The sequence below is a fragment of the Brevundimonas vesicularis genome (assembly GCF_014204545.1).
GTDB classification, from domain to species: domain Bacteria; phylum Pseudomonadota; class Alphaproteobacteria; order Caulobacterales; family Caulobacteraceae; genus Brevundimonas; species Brevundimonas vesicularis_B.
This window is the reverse complement of the sequence record NZ_JACHLJ010000002.1, coordinates 613,637-632,290: the sequence shown is the minus strand read 5'-3', so window position 1 is coordinate 632,290 and position 18,654 is coordinate 613,637. Positions and strand designations below refer to the sequence as shown.

The following is an 18,654-nucleotide window of genomic DNA, read 5'->3' as shown; positions in this document are numbered from 1 at the left end:
TCAGAAGTCCAGAGGGGCGTCCAGGTCCTGAACCTTCCACGGCAGGCCGTGCTTGTTCAGCATGTCCATGAAGGGATCGGGGTCCAGTTGCTCGATGTTGAACACGCCGTCGCCCTTCCACTGGCCGGTCACCATCAGGGCCGCGCCGATCATGGCCGGAACGCCGGTGGTGTAGCTGACGGCCTGGTTGCCGGTTTCGGCATAGGCCTCTTCGTGGTCGCAGATGTTGTTGACGTAGACCGTCTTCTGGACCCCGTCCTTCAGGCCGGTGGCGATGACGCCGATGTTGGTCTTGCCCTTGGTGATCGGACCCAGCGAGGCCGGCTCGGGCAGCAGGGCCTTCAGGAACTCGATCGGAATGATCTCGCGGCCCTGGAACGACATCGGCTCGATCGAGGTCATGCCGATGTTTTCCAGCACTTCGAGGTGCTTCAGATAGCTGTCGCCGAATGTCATCCAGAAGCGGATGCGCTTGATCTCGGGGTAGAACTTCGCCAGCGACTCCAGCTCCTCATGGTACATGAGGTACATGTTCTTGGGACCCACGCCCTCGAAGTCGAAGGTCTGTTTGTGGCTCAGCGCCGGGCCTTCGACCCACTGGCCGTTCTCCCAGTGACGCGAGTTCGCCGTCACTTCGCGCAGGTTGATCTCGGGGTTGAAGTTGGTCGCGAAGGGCAGGCCGGTATCGCCGCCGTTGCAGTCCAGAATGTCCAGCGTCTCGATGGAATCCAGCAGATGCTTCTTGATGTAGGTGGTGAACACCGAGGTCACGCCGGGGTCGAAGCCCGAACCCAGCAGCGCCATCAGACCGGCGTCCTTGAAGCGGTCCTGATAGGCCCACTGCCACTTGTATTCGAACTTGGCCTCGTCGCGCGGCTCGTAGTTAGCGGTGTCCAGATAGTCGACGCCGGCGGCCAGGCAGGCGTCCATGATCGACAGGTCCTGATAGGGCAGGGCCAGGTTCACGACCAACTCGGGTTGCACCTTCTGGATCAGCGCCGTGGTCGCCGCCACGTCGTCGGCGTCGATGGCCGCCGTGTCGATGTCGACGCCAAAGCGCGACTTCACGGACTGGGCGATCGCATCGCACTTGGACTTGGTGCGGCTCGCCAGGGTGATATGCGAGAAGATGTCCGCGTTCATCGCCATCTTATGGACGGCCACCGAACTGACGCCGCCTGCGCCGATAACCAGCACCTTGCTCATCTGTGCTTCTCCCGAAGTCTGAAACCCTGGCGACAACGCCGCCCCTATAAAGGGCGCGGCTCTTAGCACGATGATGACAATCCGCTAAATCCCTGCGCCGATATTGCCTGTTATAGCGTGACCGGATCGCTCCGGTTGCCTTTGTGCGGTTTTTCCGCCATAAGCCGCCGCTTCCGACGCAAGTGAACCTCGCGTCTCCACCCACACGACAGCTCTCCAAGGAGAGAACGAGGTGGGCGAGAACCCTCCGCCGACGTGATCGTCGCCGGGGGCCGTTGTCGTATGGAGCCGTTTCACCCGTCGCCATGAGGTAGTGAATGTTCGAGGCTCTGAACGAGCGGCTGACAGGCGTCTTCGACCGGATCACCGGGCGCGGCGCCCTGTCCGAAAAGGATGTCGCCGAGGCGATGCGCGAAGTGCGCGTGGCCCTGCTCGAGGCCGACGTCGCCCTGCCGGTCGTCAAGGAATTCATCGCCTTCGCCACCGAGCGCGCGACGGGCGAAGAGGTGATCCGTTCGGTCAAGCCGGCCGATCAGGTGGTCAAGATCGTCTATGATGGTCTGATCGAGATGCTGGGCGGCGAAGAGCCGGTCCCGCTGAACACCAACGCCAACCCGCCCGCCGTGGTCCTGATGGCCGGCCTTCAGGGCTCGGGCAAGACCACGACCTCGGCCAAGCTGGCGCTGCGCCTGACCAAGTTCGATCGCAAGAAGGTCATGATGGCCTCGCTGGACACGCGTCGTCCGGCCGCGATGGAACAGCTGGCTGCGCTGGGCAAGCAGATCGAGGTCGCCACCCTGCCGATCGTGGCGGGCGAAAGCGCCGTCCAGATCACGCGCCGGGCGCTGCAATCGGCAAAACTCCAGGGCTTCGACGTCCTGATCCTCGACACCGCTGGCCGCATCACCCTGGACGAAGGGTTGATGAACGAGGTGGCCGAGGTCGCCGACATCGCCAAGCCGGTCGAGACCCTGCTGGTCGCCGACAGCCTGACCGGCCAGGACGCCGTTCGCACCGCCAAGGCCTTCCACGAGCGCCTGCCCCTGACCGGCCTTGTCCTGACCCGCGCCGACGGCGACGGTCGAGGCGGCGCCATGCTGTCGATGCGGGCCGTCACCGGCTTGCCGATCAAATATCTGGGCGCCGGCGAAAAGGTCGATGCGCTGGACGTGTTCGACGCCCGCCGCGTCGCCGGCCGCATCCTGGGTCAGGGCGACATCGTCGCCCTGGTCGAAAAGGCCAGCCAGGATCTGGACCAGGCCAAGGCCGAGAAGATGGCCCGCAAACTGGCCAAGGGTCAGTTCGATCTGGACGACCTGGCCGGCCAGCTTCAGCAGATGAAGCGGATGGGCGGGCTTCAGGGCATCATGGGCATGCTGCCCGGCGTGGCCAAGATGAAGGGTCAGATGGCCGAGAGCGGCATCGACGACCGCATGATCCTGCGTCAGGAAGCCATCATCTCCTCGATGACCAAGGCCGAGCGCAAGAAGCCCGACCTGCTGAACGCCTCGCGCAAGAAGCGCATCGCCGCCGGCGCCGGCGTCGATGTGCAGGACGTGAATCGGGTTCTGAAACAGCACCGCCAGATGGCCGACGTGGTTAAGTCGATGGCGCGCGGCGGACCCAAGAAGATGCAGCAGATGGCCGCCATGCTGGGCGGCCTTGGCGGCGGCGGCATGCCCGGAATGGGCGGCGGCGGCCCCGACATGGCCCGCCTCAAGGCGTTGGGCGGCGGCAAGATGGCCGAACCCTCCGCCGACGATCTGAAAGCCATCCAGGACCGGCTCGCCGGACTGGGCGGCGGACAACTTCCGGGAGGTCTTCCTGGCCTGCCGGGCTTCCCTCCCAAGAAATAACGACTTCCTAGAAAGAGACCTGAAATGCTGAAGATTCGTCTGGCCCGCGGCGGCGCCAAGAAGCGCCCCTACTACCACATCGTCATCGCCGACTCGCACTCGCCGCGCGACGGCAAGTTCATCGAGAAGGTCGGCAGCTACAACCCGATGCTGCCCAAGGACGGCGCCACGCCGCGCGTCGCGCTGAAGGTCGAGCGCATCGCCGAATGGCTCGGCAAGGGCGCCCAGCCGACCGACCGCGTCGCCCGCTTCCTGTCGCAGGACGAGACCCTGGGCCAGAAGGTCAAGTGGACGCAGTCGAACAACCCGAACAAGGGCGCTCCGGGCAAGAAGGCGCAAGAGCGCGCCGCCGAACGCGCCCAGCGCGAAGCCGACCGCCTGGAAGCCGAAGCCGCCGCCAAGGTCGAGGCTGCTGAAGCCGCCGCCCGCGCCAAGGAAGAGGCCGCCGCCGCCGCCGAAGCCGCCAAGAACGCTCCCGCTGCTGAAGAAGCGCCTGCCGAAGAAGCTCCGGCCGCTGACGCCGCCGCCGAGGAAGCCCCGGCTGCTGAAGCGACCGAGGAAAAGGCCGAAGGCTAAGCCTTTCGGTTTGACGATGATCAGGGCGGCGTCTTTCGACGCCGCCTTTTTCATGGGTTAAGAACACGCATGACCACGGACAGCAGATTGATCCTCGTCGGCCAGGTCGGCGGCGGCTTTGGCGTGCGGGGCGAGGTGCGGGTGACCGCCTTCACCGCCGACCCCCTGGCCCTGACCGCCTATGGCCCTCTGCTGCGCGCCGACGGGACCGTGGCCCTGACCCTGACCTCGACGCGGCCCGACAAGAACGGCGTCGTCGGCCGGGCCAAGGAGATCGCGACAAAGGAACAGGCCGACGCCCTGCGCGGCCTGAAGCTGCACGTCCCTCGCGATCGGTTCCCCGAGCCGGACGAGGACGAATTCTACCTCGCCGATCTGCTGGGCGTTCAGGTCCGCGATGCGGCGGGCGCCGTCATGGGCACGGTGAAATCGGTCCAGAACTTCGGCGCCGACGACATGCTGGAGATCGCGCCCGCCGCCGGCGGCCCGACCTGGTATCTGCCGTTCACCAAGGAAGCGACGCCGGAACTGCACCTGGCCGACGGCTGGCTTCTGGCCGTGCCGCCGACCGAGGTGGGCGAGCGCGAGCCGGACTAACACTTCGTCACCGCTCCCGTCGGTGTTGCGGATGGGCCGTACGGCGCCGACATAGGCCTATCGCAATAGCCGAGGCCGCGCCCATGACCGACTTGTCCGCCTTCCCGATCACGCAACGCTGGCCGGCCCAGCATCCCGATCGCATCCAGCTCTATTCCCTGCCAACGCCCAATGGGGTGAAGGTCTCGATCATGCTGGAGGAGGTCGGCCTGGCCTACGAGCCGCATTTGATCGACATCACCAAGAACGAGACCTGGGGGCCGGAGTTTCTGTCGCTGAACCCCAACGGCAAGATCCCCGCCATCCTCGATCCGAACGGCCCGAACGGAAAGCCGCTGGCTCTGTTCGAATCCGGCGCCATCCTGATTTATCTGGCGGAAAAGACCGGCAAACTGCTCTCGGCCGAACCGGCGACCCGCTACGAGACGATCCAGTGGGTCATGTTCCAGATGGGCGCGATCGGCCCGATGTTCGGCCAGCTGGGTTTCTTCCACCGCTTCGCCGGCAAGGAATACGAGGACAAGCGCCCGCGCGATCGCTACGTCGCCGAAAGCCGCCGTTTGCTGGGCGTGCTGGAGACGCGGCTTGCCAATGATGGGGGAGAACCTCGCGACTGGCTTGTCGGCGACTATTCCATCGCCGATGTCGCCACCCTGGGCTGGGTCCGAAACCTCATCGGCTTCTACGAAGCGGGCGAGATCGTAGGCTTCGCCGACTTCCCGCGCGTCGCCGCCTGGCTGGAGCGCGGCTTGGCCCGCCCCGCCGTCCAGCGCGGCCTCAACATCCCGGCGCGCGACTGATCTGAACCTCGCCCCGTCGGTCGCGTTGTCTGCTCACATCAACAGGAGCGCGACCGATGGGCATCTTTTCTTCGATCTGGAACAAGATCACGGGCCACAAGCCAAAGGCGGCCCCCGTTCCGCCGCCGGCCTCAACGGCCGGAATTCCGGCGCCAAACGCAGCGCCGGCCCCGACCGCCGCGCCGGCCTTGCCGCCCGTCGATGTGGAGGCGGTGCTCAGCGATCTGGCGGCGTCCAAGGGCGGCGGCGGCAACTGGCGCACCTCGATCGTCGATCTGCTGAAGCTGCTGGACCTGGATTCCAGCCTGGCCGCCCGCAAGGAACTGGCCGAGGAACTGAACGTCCATGCCGGCGAGCACGGCTCGGCCGAACAGAATATCGCCCTGTCCAAGGCCGTCTGGAAGAAGCTGGCCGAAAACGGCGGACAAGTCCCGGCCTCGCTGCGCGACTAGCCCCCTGAGCTGGATCAGGCCGTCGGTCTGATCCAGCCCATGGCGGCCAGCGCCGCAAACCCAACGACCAGACCCCAGAAGGCCGATCCGACGCCGACCAGGGTCAGGCCTGAAGCCGTCGCCGCAAACGCTAGCACCGCCGCCTCGCGCGATCCGACATCCATCATCATGTTGTGCAGCGCGCCGGTCAGCGGCGCGATCAGCGCCAGCGCTGTTACTGCCGCGAGCACGGCTGGCGGCATGGCGATGAACAGCCCGGCCAGCGGCGCGGCGAACAGAGCCACGACCAGATAAAGACCGCCGTAGATCACGCCCACGATCCAGCGCCTGGCGGGGTCGGGATGGGCGTCCGGCCCGGTGCAGATCGCCGCCGTGATCGCCGCCAGATTGACCCCATGCCCGCCGAACGGCGCGATCAGCAGGCTGGCGACGCCGGTCGACAGGATCAGTCGGTTGGCGGGCGGCGGATAGCCGGCGCTCTGCAGCACCACCAGCCCCGGCAGGTTCTGGGCCGCCAGCGTCACCAGGAACAACGGAAAGCCCAGGCTGACCGCGGCCTTCCAGTCAAACACGGGCGCGGCGGGCTCTAGATGGCCGAACAGGTCGGTCCCGGCGGGCAGGGCCAGCTGCCCCCGCATCGCCAGCACCGCAAAGGCCGCCGCCAGCACGGCGGGCAAGGCCCAGGTCGGCCACAGCCGTCTGAAGATCAGGAACACCGCGATCAGCCCGACGACCAAGGCCGTCTCGTCCGGCACGACCTTGAACAGTCTCAGCACGAACGGCAGCAGCACCCCCGCCAGCATGGCCGAGGCGATGGCGGCCGGTATCCGCGCCGCCAGCCGCTCCAGCACCGGGATCAGGCCGGTCAGGCTCATCAGCAGGGCGGCGAAGACGAAGGCGCCGATCGCCGTCGGCCAGGACAGGCCCAGCGTCGAGGCCGCCAGCAGGGCCGCCCCCGGCGTGGACCAGGCCAGCACGACGGGGATCTTCAGCCGCCAGCTCAGCAAGACGCCCGGCGCCCCGATGCCCAGGCACAGGGCCGTCACCATCGACCCGATCTGGCCCGCGTCCGCGCCCAATGCCTGACCCGCCTGCACCACCAGGGCCACGGTGCCGCCAAACCCGATCACCGTCGCCACCGCGGCGGACGAAAAGGCCGAGGCGGGCAGGGCGCGCATGGAAAAGGCCGGAGCAGTCATGCCCCGGCCTTAAACCGTCGCTTCAGATGGCGGAAGGCTGGGATCAGCCTTCGATATCTTCCGGCAGGCCCACGGCGTGGAAGCCCGCATCGACGTGGACGACTTCGCCCGTGGTCGAACGCCCAAGGTCCGAACACAGCCACAGGGCCGCGCCCGCGACGCCCTCCATCGACGTCTCTTCCTTGATCAGCGAGAACTGCGCCGACTTGGAGTGCAGGCCGCGCCCGCCCGAGATGCCAGCCAGCGACAGGGTGCGCATGGCGCCGGCCGAGATGGCGTTGACGCGGATGTTCTTGGGACCCAGGTCGCGCGCGATATAGCGGGTCGCGGCTTCCAGCGCGGCCTTGGCCACGCCCATGGTGTTGTAGTTCGGAATGACCCGCTCGGACCCCAGATAGGTCAAGGTAATCAGGCTGCCGCCGTTCGGCATCAGTTTGGCGGCGCGTTTGGACACGTCCACGAAGCTGAAGGCCGAGATATTCATGGCCAGCAGGAAGCTGTCGCGCGTGGTGTTGTCCACGAAACTGCCCTTCAACTCATCCTTGTTGGCGAAGGCCACCGAATGGACGACGAAGTCGATCGTGCCGAAGGTCTTTTCCAGCTCGGCGAAGGCCGCATCCATCGAGGCGTCGTCGGTGACGTCGGCCGGGATCAACAGCTTGGCGCCGACGCTTTCCGCCAGCGGACGCACGCGGCGCTCCAGGCTGTCGCCCAGATAGGTGAAGGCCAGCTCGGCGCCCTGGGCGGCCAGCTGCGAGGCGATGCCCCAGGCGATGGAGCTGGAGTTGGCCACGCCCATGATCAGGCCCTTCTTGCCCTTCATGAGGTCGCCGGTCGGCATGTCCCAGCCTTCGGAAGTCGCCATGGTTCGTCTCCTGATGATTTGCGCGGAGGGTTAGCAGGGTGGAGAGGCTGGCTCAACGCCTCTCCCTCCCCTGCGGGGGAGGGTGGTCGAGCCGCAGGCGAGATCGGGTGGGGAGGACAGGGCGAAACCTCGTTGATCTCGCAGGGGCAAACTCAGATCAGTGCGGCCTTGCCGGGCCGCCCCCACCCCGTCGCTGCGCGACGACCCTCCCCCGCAGGGGGAGGGAGAGGCACCGCATTCGCCCTTACAGCAGACCCGCGATCGCTTGGCGGGCCGCGTCGCCTAGGTCGGGGCGTTTCAGGGCCAGGGCGACGTTGGCGCGCAGCAGGCCGATCTTGTCGCCGCAGTCGTGGGTGACGCCCTCGTACTCGACGGCGGTGAAGCTCTGGTCCGCCATCAGTCGCGCCATGGCGTCGGTCAGCTGGATCTCGCCGCCCGCGCCCTTTTCCTGCGTCGCCAACAGGTCGAAGATTTCCGGCTGCAAGATGTAACGGCCTGAGATCGACAGGTTGGACGGCGCGGTTCCGGCGGCGGGCTTTTCGACCATGCCCTTCATGACGATGCGCGAACCGTCGCGGCTGACCGGATCGACTATGCCGTATTTGTGGGTCTGATCTTCGGGGACGGATTCCACACCGATGATGTTGCCGCCGGTCTCGGCATAGACCTGGGCCAACTGCTTCAGGGCGCCGGGCTGAGAATCCACGATGACGTCGGGCAAGATGACGGCGAACGGCTCGTGGCCGATGATGTCGCGCGCGCACCAGACGGCGTGGCCCAGGCCCTTGGGCTGCATCTGGCGGGTGAAGCTCATCTCCCCGGCCGAGGCCAGTTCGGCGTTCATCATCTCCAGGATGTCGGTCTTGCCCTTGGCCAGAAGTTGGGCTTCCAGCTCGATCTGGTGATCGAAATAGTCCTCGATGGCGCCCTTGGAGCGGCCGGTGACGAAGACGATGTGCTCGATCCCCGCTTCGCGCGCCTCTTCGACGATGTAGGACAGGATCGGCCGGTCGACGACGTTCAGCAGTTCCTTGGGGGTCGTCTTGGTGCCGGGCAGGACCCGGGTGCCGAGGCCCGCGACGGGCAGTACGGCCTTGCGCAGGCGCGCGGGCGTGGTGGTCATCAAATCATCCTGACAGCTATACCGCCCCTTCTACGGCCTCGTTCGCTTCAGTAGAAGCGCTTCGCGCTTCAACGGGGCGAACCGGTGAAAGAAGGGGCGGAACGGCGGTCGGGTTCCGCCTTATTTGGCGGGGCGGGCCATCGGGGTCATGGCGGCGATGGTCGCGCGTTGGGCCAGCAGTTGGTCTTCCGGCAGCGGGATCAGGCCGCGGTCGGCCAGATAGCCGCCCTTGCCGGCGGCGCCTTCCGACAGGAACTCCTGCACGAACTGCTGCAGGCCCGGAATGACGCCGATATGGGCCTTCTTCACATAGATGTAGAGGCTACGCGACAGCGGGTACTCACCGCTGGCGATGGTGTCGGCGGTGGGGGCGACGCCGTCGATGGTCTCGGCCTTCACCGTATCCAGGTTCTGTTCCAGGAACGAGTAGCCAAACACGCCCAGCGAGCCCGGCGTGCGGGTCAGGGTCTGGACGATGGCGTTGTCGTTCTCGCCGGAATCGATCCAGGCGCCGTCCTCGCGCAGGGTGTGGGCGATGGCTTCGAACCGGTCCTTGTCGCCTTCGATCGCCTTGACCGCCGGCACCAGCTTGGCGCCCGGCGTCATGCCCAGCTCCAGGAAGGCGTCGCGCGTGCCCGAGGTGGGCGGCGGGCCATAGACCTGAATGCGCTGGTTCGGCAGGCCGGCGTTGACCTGGTTCCAGGTCTTGGCCGGATTGGCGACGAACTGACCGTTGGCGCCCGGCACTTCCTTGGCCAGGCCTTCGTAGAGGTCGTTCAGTTCGAAGTTGAAGCCGTTGCCGTTACGGGCCGTGGCTATGACGATCCCGTCGAAGCCGATCTTGATCTCGACGATGTCGGTGACGCCGTTCTTGGCGCACAGGTCGAACTCGGACTGCTTCATCTGACGCGAGGCGTTGGCGATGTCCGGCGTGGTCGGGCCGACGCCCTGGCAGAAGGCCTGAATGCCGCCGCCGGTGCCCAGCGATTCGACGCGCGGCGCCGCGCCGCCCGAACCGCGCGCGAAGGTTTCGGCGACCCGCGTGGCGAAGGGGAAGACGGTCGACGAACCAGCCGCCCAGATGCCGGAGCGCGCGCCGGAGGCCGAGCCGCCCCCGCCGTTGTCGCCACAGGCCGCCAGGGCCAGAAGGGCGGCGGCCGAAGCCGCCAGTTTCAGTATGCGGATCATCCAAGGCTCTCCCTGAGCATCGATTTCGCGATGCTTAGAGCAGAGGATTATGACAGTCCCGCGAAGGGGACCGCCGCCGCTACAGCAGGCGGCGGCGCATCACCTGCGACAGGGTGTCGATCAGGGTCACGGCGACCACGACGACGATCACGATGGCCGAGACGGCGCGGAAATCGAAGGCGTTCATGCTGTCGAACAGCACCTGGCCGATGCCGCCCGCGCCGATCAGACCCAGCACGGTCGCGGACCGGCTGTTGGACTCGAAACGGTACAGGGCGAACGAGGTCCACAGCGGCGCGACCTGAGGCAGGACGCCCCAGACGATCTCGTGCAGTTTGCCGGCGCCGGTGGCGCGCACGCCCTCGACCGGACCCTTGTCGATCGACTCGACCGCTTCCGAGAACAGCTTGGCCAGAACCCCGGCCGTATTCAGGGTGATGGCCAGAACACCCGCCAGAGGCCCCAGGCCAACGGCGGTGACGAACAGCAGGCCGATCACCAGATCCGGCACCGAGCGCAGCAGGTTCATGATCCAGCGCACCGGCGTCACGACCCAGACGGGCGCGATGTTGCGCGCCGCAGCCAGACCCAGCGGAATGCCAAGGATGACGGCCAGGAAGGTGCCCCACAGCGCGATCTGCACCGTCTCCCACATCTTGGCGACGAACATCTTCCAGTCGCTGAAGTCGGGACGCAGCAGGTCGTGGACGAACAACTGGGTGCTGTCGTTGCCGGCGAACAGACGCGAGATGTTGCCCAGATCGACGGCGTCGATGCTGTACAGCAGGACGGCGGCGACGCCGCCCCAGACCAGGACGTCGGCGACCCAGGCGAGGGCGGACTTCTTGGGCGCCGCCGGAATCGCGACGGCGGGAGACGCGACTGCGGTCAAGGCCGGACCTCACGCAGGCTGCGCAGGCGTTGAAGCTCGCGCTCGGCGGCGGCGGCGGCGGCCGTGTCGCCCTTGGCGCGGGCCTCGCCCAGTTTCTGGTCGGCGATCATTTCGCGGATCGGGTCCAGATAGCTGTCGTCGGCGGCGGTGAAGCGCGAATATTCCAGGTCCGCCAGAACCTTGCGCTGACGCTCGGCCTCGGCGCCTTCGCCCTGGCCATAGGTCAGGAAGAAGCCGCGGATCTTTTCTTTCAGCGCAGGATCCAGGTCCTCGCGCACGACGATGCCGCTTTCGGGGATCGGCGGCGAGGTCCAGATTTCCTCGATCTGGCCGGCCAGCTGCGGGTTCTCCTTGCGCATGAAGACGGTGTTCACGCTGTTGGAGGTCGCCACGTCGATCACGCCGGTCGCCACGCCGAAGGCGTTGGCCTGGTGGTTGGCCGAGCGCACGGTCTTGAAGCACTGGCTGGGGACTACGCCGCGCGGATTGAACAGGAAGGTCAGCGGGGCCAGGGTGCCCGACGTCGACTGGGCGTCGCCGATGCCGAAGTTGTACTTCTTGCCGCACGCCATGACCTGATCCAGCGTGATGCCTGAGCCCTTCTTGACGATCAGCGTCGACTGATAGCTGTCCAGACCCTCGCGGTTGACGGTGCGGGCGATGACCTCGGCCTTGGCGCGGTCGATGGCCTCGACCTCAGGCTTGGCCGAGAACCAGCCCACCTGGGTGTGGTTGCCGCGCATGGCCTCGACCAGAACGGTGTAGTTCGAACCGAAGTAGGGCTTCACCGGCACGCCGATGGCCTTGGACATGTCGTCCAGCAGCGGCTGCCACAGCGGACCGGCCGAGGCCTGGCCTTCGGCTGACAGGATCGAGAAGGTGATCTCGCTGGGCGCGCCGCCCGCAGCCTTCTTGTCCTCGCCGCCGCCGCAGGCCGCCAGGCCCAGGATCATGACGGCGGCGCCGGCCGCAGCGAACAGGCGGCGGGTGGGGGAAATGCGCGACAGGCTCATGCCTTGGTCTCCCAGAACGCGTCCTCGAACTCGGGACCGTAGATTTCGATCAGGCGCTTTTGGTCCAGCGCCGTGGACGGGCCGTCATAGACGATCTTGCCGCCTTGCAGGGCGATGACGCGGTCGCAGTAGCGGATGGCGTAGTCGACCTGGTGCAGGGTCACGATCACCCCCATGCCGTCGCGCTTGTTCAGCTCGACCAGCAGTTCCATCACCTTGCGGGCCGACACAGGGTCCAGCGAGGCGACGGGTTCGTCGGCCAGAATGGCTTTGGCGCCTTGCACGATGGCGCGGGCGATGGCGCCGCGCTGCTGTTGGCCGCCGGAGAGCGTGTTGGCGCGCTGCGCGGCGTAGTCGCTGACGCCGACGCGGTGCAGGGCCGCCATGGCCTTGTCCTTATCCGCCTGGGGCCACAGGCCCAGCAGGCCCTTCCATCCGGGCAGACGCCCCAGCGCGCCCAGCATGACGTTGGAGAACAGGCTCAGGCGACCGACCAGATTGAACTGCTGGAAGATCATGCCCAGCTTGCCGCGCGCCTTGCGCACGGCGCCGGTGACCCGGCCGTCCTTCTGCACGGTCTCGCCGAACACCTGGATCGTGCCGGCGCCGGCGTCGATCGACTGCAGGCCGGTGATGGAGCGGAGCAGGGTGGACTTGCCCGAACCGGACGGACCGATCAGGGCGACCATTTCGCCGGAGGCCACGGAAATCGAGACGCCGTCCAGCGCCTTTCGCGATCCGAAGGTCTTCGACACGTCACGCGCCAGGACTAGCCCAGGGGCGGCGGCGGCTGCGGATGAACTCATGAACTCGCTAGGAGGCTATGGCGAAGGGGCGCCGCAATAAGCTGAAATCACGCTCGGGCAAGCCCTAATCGCACGTCGGGCGCAATCTCGTCCAGACCCGAGCCGTTCAGGAGCCTTCCGCCGCACCCTTCACCCGGGCGTAGTCCGCCGGAATCGGCAAGGCGGCGCGCGATCGCTCCAGCGCCTGATCAGCCATTGTCCGGACCGGCGCGGCCAGACAAGGGGTCGAGGCCAGCGCCCTCAGGCCTTTTTGCAGTCTGATGGCGACCGCCACGTCGCCGGCTCCATAGCGGGCGATTGGGCCGAACAGATCGTCGAGCAGGTCGTGTTCGCAGACGCCCGGCATCATCAGGCGATCGCGCAGGGTCCGCTTTTCGTCTTCCCCGCCGTCTCGGGCCCAGATGTCCATCAGCCTCACACCGGTCGACACCACCTGAATGGCCGTTCCGGGATCGTTGATGCCAGGCGACAGGGCCTTGGCGGCGATCTCGCCCAGAACGATCAGGCCAAAGCGCGGGTCTTGATCATAGGAGCGCGAGTCTCCGATCGCGAAGGCGGAGCAGAAGGCGTCCTGGGCCTCTTTGTCGCAGGCCGGCAGGCTGACCCGGGCGAGGACCTCGCCGCGTCGCACGAAGGCGCCCGGCGCAGCGACCACCTCGACATGGCAATCCCGCTTTTCGGCCATGGCCTGCAGGCGATCGGGATCGACGTTCTGGACATAGCCGGTTTCCGGCGCCGTCACGTCCGCGCCGTTCTGCAAATGCCCCACGCGCCCGCCCAGAAACGGATTGTCGCGCCGCTGTTCCAGCGCCTCGCGCGCCCGGGCCTCGACCAGATCGATCATGTGACCGACCCGCGCCAGGCTGGACAGGCGGTTGATCCAGGCCAGGAGCCTAAACGCCACCAGACCCACCATGACGAGGCTGACCAGGAACAGGATCGCCCGGCCGTTCTGGCCGTAATAATGGGCGTTGATCGCAGTGACGGCGACGATGGCGTAGAGGAACGCTCCAACAAAGGTCGCCAGCGATTTCTGGGTCTCGTCGTCGCTGGTGACCAGGGCCGCGACGCGCGGACTGGCCGCCGACGACACCGACGTATAGGCCGTGACCATGGCGCCGACCGAAAAGGTCGCCACGCCCAGCAGGCTGGACGCCAGGATCGTCAGGATCGATTCCACAGACTCACCGCCCAGACGCTCGGCCATCTCCTGCGGCACCCAGGGGGCCAGGGCGGCGGCCAGCAAGGCTGCGGCGACGCCCGCGACGGCATAGGCCGTGGCGCGCACCCACAGCTGACGCCGCATCTTGCGCCAAAAGAACAGCCAACGGTTCATCAAACCCTCCGACCATCGCAACGATGCAGAACGGTCAAGGTTGCCGCTGGATCGTGTCGTAGAGGGCGCAGAGTGGATTTGTGACAGTCAAACCTACGCCCCGCCACGAAAAAACCTCTTTACATGACAGTCGCGCGTCCCCATATCGCGCTCTCCGGCGGACCCCGTAGGTCCTGTCTGCGCCGCTAACGCCGGTCTGGGTTTAACAATTAGCAGGGGGTTACGTGAATTGCGCACGTATCAGCTTCCCCTGGACCTGGTCCGTGAGCGGTCCCCTGAACGTCCCGTCGCCCTCGTGCGGCCGCGTTCGGTTTCCGTAGCGGCGCGCTGGTTCCAGGATAATCTAAAGGCCGACGTCTTCTACGCTGTGAAGGCCAACCCTTCGCGTTGGGTCGTGGAGACCCTGATCGAGGCCGGCGTTCGCGGCTTCGACGTGGCGTCCATCGCCGAGATCGAGCTGGTCCGCTCGGTCAGCCATGACGTGCGCCTGGCCTTCATGCACCCGGTCAAGAGCCGCTCTGCAATCACCAAGGCCTATTTCGATCACGGCGTGCGCACCTTCTCGCTCGACTGCATCGACGAGCTGAACAAGATCCTCGACGCCACCGGCGGCGCGGACGACCTGAACCTGATCGTGCGGATGGCCGTCTCGGCCGACGGCGCCGCCTATACGCTGTCGGGCAAGTTCGGCGTCTCGTCGGATCAGGCGCCGGCCCTGCTGATGGCGACGCGCCAGGCGGTCAAGGACGGCCTGATGGGCGTCTCCTTCCACGTCGGCAGCCAGTGCATGCGCCCGACCGCCTATCAGGCCGCCATGGCCCAGGTCGGCCGGTCGATCAGCCGTGCGGGCGTGATCGTCGATATCGTCGATGTCGGCGGCGGCTTCCCGTCCGTCTATCCGGGCATGGTCCCGCCGGACATGAGCGAATACGCCGACGCCATCCATCGCGGCTTCAACGAGATGCCGGTGTCGGAAACGACCGAGCTGTGGTGCGAGCCCGGCCGGGCGCTGGTCGCCGAATCCTCGTCGATCCTGGCCCGCGTCGACCTGCGCAAGGGCGACGCCCTGTATCTGAACGACGGCTCCTACGGCTCGCTGTTCGACGCGACCCACTCGCGCTGGCCCTTCCCGACCAAGCTGGTGCGGCCAGAAAGCGTAAATGGGGGCGAAAGCGCGGGCGAGCTGAAGGCCTTCCAGTTCTACGGCCCGACCTGCGATTCCATCGACCATATGCCAGGCCCCTTCTGGCTGCCGGCCGATGTGCGCGAAGGCGACTTCATCGAGATCGGCATGCTGGGCGCTTATGGCGTGGCCATGTCGACGGGCTTCAACGGCTATGGCGAACATGACATCGCCGCGGTCGAGGACGCCCCGATGGCCTCGCTGTACGGTCTGGCTCCACGTTCCATCCCCACCGTGCGCACCACGGCGGAAGAGAACGCCCGCAAGGTCGTGCGCCTGTCACGGCCCAAGGGTAAGGCCGGTCAGCGCAAGTCGCGCCGGAAGTAGGACGCTCCATCTGACATCCGTCATCCTCGGGCTCCATCCGGGGATCGGCCGCTCTGCGTCTTCCTCGCGAGGAGCGCGGCGGAACGTCCGACCCTCGGATCAAGTGCGAGGGTGACGGCTGAAGGTTGGGCGTCTATCGGTCCTGTCGGTCGCTCCGTCCCGGCACGTCTGCTTGTTCGACGGGCGCTCAAATCACAGGGAAACCGCCGAAATGAACGCTCCCGTTCAATCGAACACCAAGGCCCAACTGCTGCAGAATGTCGTCGAGCACGTCGACATCACCAGCTTCGACGCGCGCCCGATCATCGACTCGATGCGCAGAATGTCCTTCTCGTCGCGCGACACCGCCCGCGCCGCCGACATCTTCTCGATGGCCATCGAGGACAAGGACTGCTCGCCCTGGCTGATCCTGGCCGGTTCGACCTCGGCCGGCGGCTGCATGCACGTGTACCGCGACATGGTGAAGTTCGGCATGGTCGATGCTGTGGTCGCCACCGGCGCCTCGATCGTCGACATGGATTTCTTCGAGGCCTTGGGCTTCAAACACTACCAGGCGGCCGGCGAGGTGGACGACAACGTCCTGCGAGACAACTACATCGACCGGATCTACGACACCTATATCGACGAGGAAGAGCTCCAGGCCTGCGACCACACCATCCTGGAGATCGCCAACCGGCTGGAGCCGCGCGGCTATTCCAGCCGCGAATTTATCTGGGAGATGGGCAAGTGGCTGAGCGAGGGTAATGCGAAAAAGCCCGGCTCGCTGATCCAGACCGCCTATGAAGAGGGCGTGCCGATCTTCTGCCCGGCCTTCGTCGATAGCTCGGCCGGCTTTGGTCTAGTGAAACACCAGAAGGAACGCGCCGCCGCCGGTCTGCCCTATCTGATGCTGGACGCCATCGCCGACTTCCGCGAACTGACCGACATCAAGATCGCCGCCGGCGTCACCGGCCTGTTCATGGTCGGCGGCGGCGTGCCCAAGAACTTCGCCCAGGACACTGTCGTCTGCGCCGAAATCCTGGGTGTCGAGGCCGAGATGCACCGCTATGCGGTTCAGATCACCGTCGCCGACGTCCGCGACGGCGCATGCTCGTCTTCGACGCTGAAAGAGGCGGCCTCGTGGGGCAAGGTCCAGACCACCCACGAACAGATGGTTTTCGCCGAGGCCACCACGGTCGTCCCCCTGATCGGCTCCGACGCCTACCACCGCGGCGCCTGGAAGGCCCGCGACAAGCGCCGCTGGAACAAGCTGTTCGAGAAGTAAGCCTTACTCGTCGGTTTCCTTCTCCCCTCGGGGGAGAAGGTGGCCGGCGGAGCCGGTCGGATGAGGGGGCTGTGTCCGCATGCTCGCATGTCGCCGTATCGCGTCCAGCACAACCGCCGGATTTTTCGAGAAGTCGGCGTTCCTGAATCGCATGACCGTATAGCCCGCGACGCGAAGCCGCTCGTCTCGTACGGCGTCCCGCGCCTCGTGCAGATCGTGCACGCCGCCGTCCAGCTCTATGATCAGTCTGATCTCATGACAGGCGAAATCGGCGATGGCCCCAGCGACTGGCGCCTGCCGCCTGAACTTCAGGCCATCCAGCTGCCGGTTCCGCAGCATCGACCATAGGATCGCTTCCGCGCCTGTCATGTCGGCGCGAAGACGGCGTGACTGCCGGGTTCTTGGCGGCGATTGCCACATTTGTATCCGGCAGCCCCCTCATCGACCCGCGCTGCGGGCCACCTTCTCCCCCAAGGGGAGAAGGATCAAGGGTGGCTAGGCGGCGCAGGCCTCGAAGCCGGCCTTCAGCGCGGCCTCGTCCAGATCGCGGCCGATGAACACCGCGCGGCTCCTGCGGCGTTCGGCGGCGCCCCATTCGCGTTGCAGGTCGCCCTCAAGGATCATATGCACGGCCTGGAAGACCAGGCGGCGGTTCTCGCCCTTCACGTCGATGATGCCTTTGGCGCGCAGGATGTTCTGACCCTGCTCGCCCAGCAACCGGTCCAGCCAGGCGGTGAACTTGGCCCCGTCCAGCGGCCGATCCAGCGACAGGGAGATGCCCTTGATGTCGTCCTGGTGGGCGTGACCGCGCGCGCCATGGCCGTGATCATGCGAATGATCGTGGTGATGGTGATCATGCCCGTGATCGTGATGATCGTGGCCGCAGTGCTCATCATGAACATGGCCGTCTGCGCCGTGCGGCGGGTTCACGAAGTCCGGCTTGACCTCGAGAATGCGTTCCAGATCGAAGGCCCCCAGGCCCAGCACCTGATCCAGCGGCACGTTCGACCGCTCGGCCCGCACGATGGGCGCCAACGGGTTCAGCGCCCGTAGACGCGCCTCGACCGCGTCCAGTTCGTCGGCCGTCGCCAGATCGACCTTGTTCAGGATGATCCGGTCGGCGAAGGCCACCTGCTCGCGCGCCTCCTTGGAGTCGTCCAGGCGCGCCATCACGTGTTTGGCGTCGACCAGGGTCGTGACGCTGTCCAGCTGGGTCTTGGCCTTGACGTCCTCGTCCACGAAGAAGGTCTGGGCCACCGGACCGGGGTCGGCCAGGCCCGTCGTCTCCACGATGATGGCGTCGAAGGCGGGCTTGCCGGGACGCTGGCGCTTCATCAGGCCGGCGACCACGCGGATCAGGTCGCCCCGCACCGTGCAGCAGACGCAGCCGTTGTTCATCTCGAACACGTCCTCGTCGGCGCCGACCACCAGGTCGTTGTCGATGCCGATCTCGCCGAACTCGTTGACGATGACGGCATAGCGCTTGCCGTGATCCTCGGTCAGGATCCGGTTCAGCAACGTCGTCTTGCCCGCCCCGAGATAGCCGGTCAGGACGGTGACGGGGATCTTGCCATTGGTCGCGGCGGTCGAGGCGGGGGCGGCGAGGGTGTCGGTCATAGGCCGCTAGATGGCGGCTGTATCGCGCGAAGGGAAGAGGGTCAGGCCTTCTTCACGAACTCGGTGCGCAGGACCAGGCCGCGCACCTTCTCCACATTGGCCTCGATCTCGTCCGTATCGCCGGTCAGCCGGATGTTCTTGACCAACGTCCCGCGCTTCAGCGTCACCCCGCCCGATCCCTTGACCTTCAGATCCTTGGTCAGGGTCACGCTGTCGCCGTCAGCCAGGATGTTGCCGTTGGAATCTTTGGTCACGTCGTCGGTCATGGCCAAGCTTCTAGTGCCGCGTCTCCTCCCCATGCAATGGGGAGGGGGACCACGAAGTGGTGGAGGGGGCTTCTACCCACACAGCCAA

Annotated in this window: 19 protein-coding genes; 7 read left to right on the top strand and 12 right to left on the bottom strand. The window is 66.3% G+C overall.

Annotation, left to right across the window (positions count from 1 at the left end):
* Entirely contained in the window at nucleotides 1–1,206 is a 1,206-nt protein-coding gene (locus HNP47_RS11255) for a saccharopine dehydrogenase family protein (protein WP_184279622.1), read from the bottom strand.
* Nucleotides 1,207–1,523: 317 nt separating this feature from the next.
* On the opposite strand from HNP47_RS11255, the gene ffh reads away from it, so the two are divergent.
* From ffh to HNP47_RS11230, 5 genes are all read left to right on the top strand, one after another.
* A complete protein-coding gene (gene ffh / locus HNP47_RS11250) occupies nucleotides 1,524–3,062 on the top strand; it encodes a signal recognition particle protein (protein WP_184279621.1) in 1,539 nt (512 codons plus the stop codon).
* 24 nt (nucleotides 3,063–3,086) lie between these two features.
* Entirely contained in the window at nucleotides 3,087–3,638 is a 552-nt protein-coding gene (gene rpsP, locus HNP47_RS11245) for a 30S ribosomal protein S16 (protein ID WP_055754551.1), read from the top strand.
* Between the two features lie 69 nt (nucleotides 3,639–3,707).
* Nucleotides 3,708–4,235 (top strand): ribosome maturation factor RimM, encoded by a 528-nt coding sequence (gene rimM / locus HNP47_RS11240; protein WP_184279620.1) that lies wholly within the window; start codon nucleotides 3,708–3,710, stop codon nucleotides 4,233–4,235.
* Nucleotides 4,236–4,318: 83 nt separating this feature from the next.
* Nucleotides 4,319–5,035, top strand: a complete 717-nt coding sequence (locus HNP47_RS11235) for a glutathione S-transferase N-terminal domain-containing protein (protein WP_184279619.1) — start codon at nucleotides 4,319–4,321, stop codon at nucleotides 5,033–5,035.
* Between the two features lie 56 nt (nucleotides 5,036–5,091).
* A complete protein-coding gene (locus HNP47_RS11230; protein WP_039245841.1) occupies nucleotides 5,092–5,487 on the top strand; it encodes a DUF3597 family protein in 396 nt (131 codons plus the stop codon).
* A gap of 14 nt (nucleotides 5,488–5,501) precedes the next feature.
* Here HNP47_RS11230 and HNP47_RS11225 read toward each other — a convergent pair whose 3' ends face one another.
* From HNP47_RS11225 to HNP47_RS11190, 8 genes are all read right to left on the bottom strand, one after another.
* Nucleotides 5,502–6,686, bottom strand: coding sequence for a benzoate/H(+) symporter BenE family transporter (locus HNP47_RS11225; RefSeq protein WP_260394795.1), 1,185 nt, complete (start codon nucleotides 6,684–6,686; stop codon nucleotides 5,502–5,504).
* Nucleotides 6,687–6,729: 43 nt separating this feature from the next.
* Nucleotides 6,730–7,527 (bottom strand): enoyl-ACP reductase, encoded by a 798-nt coding sequence (locus tag HNP47_RS11220; protein WP_184279748.1) that lies wholly within the window; start codon nucleotides 7,525–7,527, stop codon nucleotides 6,730–6,732.
* A gap of 268 nt (nucleotides 7,528–7,795) precedes the next feature.
* Entirely contained in the window at nucleotides 7,796–8,674 is an 879-nt protein-coding gene (gene galU / locus HNP47_RS11215; protein ID WP_184279618.1) for a UTP--glucose-1-phosphate uridylyltransferase GalU, read from the bottom strand.
* A gap of 120 nt (nucleotides 8,675–8,794) precedes the next feature.
* Complete coding sequence (locus tag HNP47_RS11210) at nucleotides 8,795–9,862, bottom strand: substrate-binding domain-containing protein (protein ID WP_184279617.1); 1,068 nt, start codon at nucleotides 9,860–9,862, stop codon at nucleotides 8,795–8,797.
* A gap of 79 nt (nucleotides 9,863–9,941) precedes the next feature.
* Complete coding sequence (gene phnE, locus HNP47_RS11205) at nucleotides 9,942–10,754, bottom strand: phosphonate ABC transporter, permease protein PhnE (RefSeq protein WP_045809538.1); 813 nt, start codon at nucleotides 10,752–10,754, stop codon at nucleotides 9,942–9,944.
* Entirely contained in the window at nucleotides 10,751–11,767 is a 1,017-nt protein-coding gene (gene phnD, locus HNP47_RS11200; RefSeq protein ID WP_184279616.1) for a phosphate/phosphite/phosphonate ABC transporter substrate-binding protein, read from the bottom strand. Before phnD ends, phnE begins: the two co-directional genes overlap by 4 nt.
* On the bottom strand, nucleotides 11,764–12,573 hold the full coding sequence (phnC, locus tag HNP47_RS11195; protein WP_055808912.1) for a phosphonate ABC transporter ATP-binding protein: 810 nt from the start codon (nucleotides 12,571–12,573) through the stop codon (nucleotides 11,764–11,766). Before phnC ends, phnD begins: the two co-directional genes overlap by 4 nt.
* Nucleotides 12,574–12,679: 106 nt before the next feature.
* Nucleotides 12,680–13,909: a DUF2254 domain-containing protein gene (locus HNP47_RS11190; RefSeq protein ID WP_184279615.1), complete on the bottom strand. Its 1,230-nt coding sequence runs from the start codon at nucleotides 13,907–13,909 to the stop codon at nucleotides 12,680–12,682.
* A 229-nt stretch (nucleotides 13,910–14,138) separates the two neighbouring features.
* Between HNP47_RS11190 and HNP47_RS11185 the strand changes: the two genes are divergently transcribed.
* Both HNP47_RS11185 and HNP47_RS11180 read left to right on the top strand, forming a co-directional pair.
* Nucleotides 14,139–15,419, top strand: a complete 1,281-nt coding sequence (locus tag HNP47_RS11185; RefSeq protein WP_017506640.1) for a type III PLP-dependent enzyme — start codon at nucleotides 14,139–14,141, stop codon at nucleotides 15,417–15,419.
* A 211-nt stretch (nucleotides 15,420–15,630) separates the two neighbouring features.
* Entirely contained in the window at nucleotides 15,631–16,683 is a 1,053-nt protein-coding gene (locus HNP47_RS11180; protein ID WP_184279614.1) for a 1,9-bis(guanidino)-5-aza-nonane synthase, read from the top strand.
* Nucleotides 16,684–16,686: 3 nt separating this feature from the next.
* Here HNP47_RS11180 and HNP47_RS11175 read toward each other — a convergent pair whose 3' ends face one another.
* From HNP47_RS11175 to HNP47_RS11165, 3 genes are all read right to left on the bottom strand, one after another.
* Nucleotides 16,687–17,022, bottom strand: a complete 336-nt coding sequence (locus HNP47_RS11175; protein ID WP_260394825.1) for an endonuclease domain-containing protein — start codon at nucleotides 17,020–17,022, stop codon at nucleotides 16,687–16,689.
* Between the two features lie 156 nt (nucleotides 17,023–17,178).
* A complete protein-coding gene (locus HNP47_RS11170; protein ID WP_184279612.1) occupies nucleotides 17,179–18,300 on the bottom strand; it encodes a GTP-binding protein in 1,122 nt (373 codons plus the stop codon).
* A gap of 41 nt (nucleotides 18,301–18,341) precedes the next feature.
* A complete protein-coding gene (locus HNP47_RS11165) occupies nucleotides 18,342–18,566 on the bottom strand; it encodes an alkylphosphonate utilization protein (RefSeq protein ID WP_184279611.1) in 225 nt (74 codons plus the stop codon).
* Nucleotides 18,567–18,654: the final 88 nt, after the last annotated feature.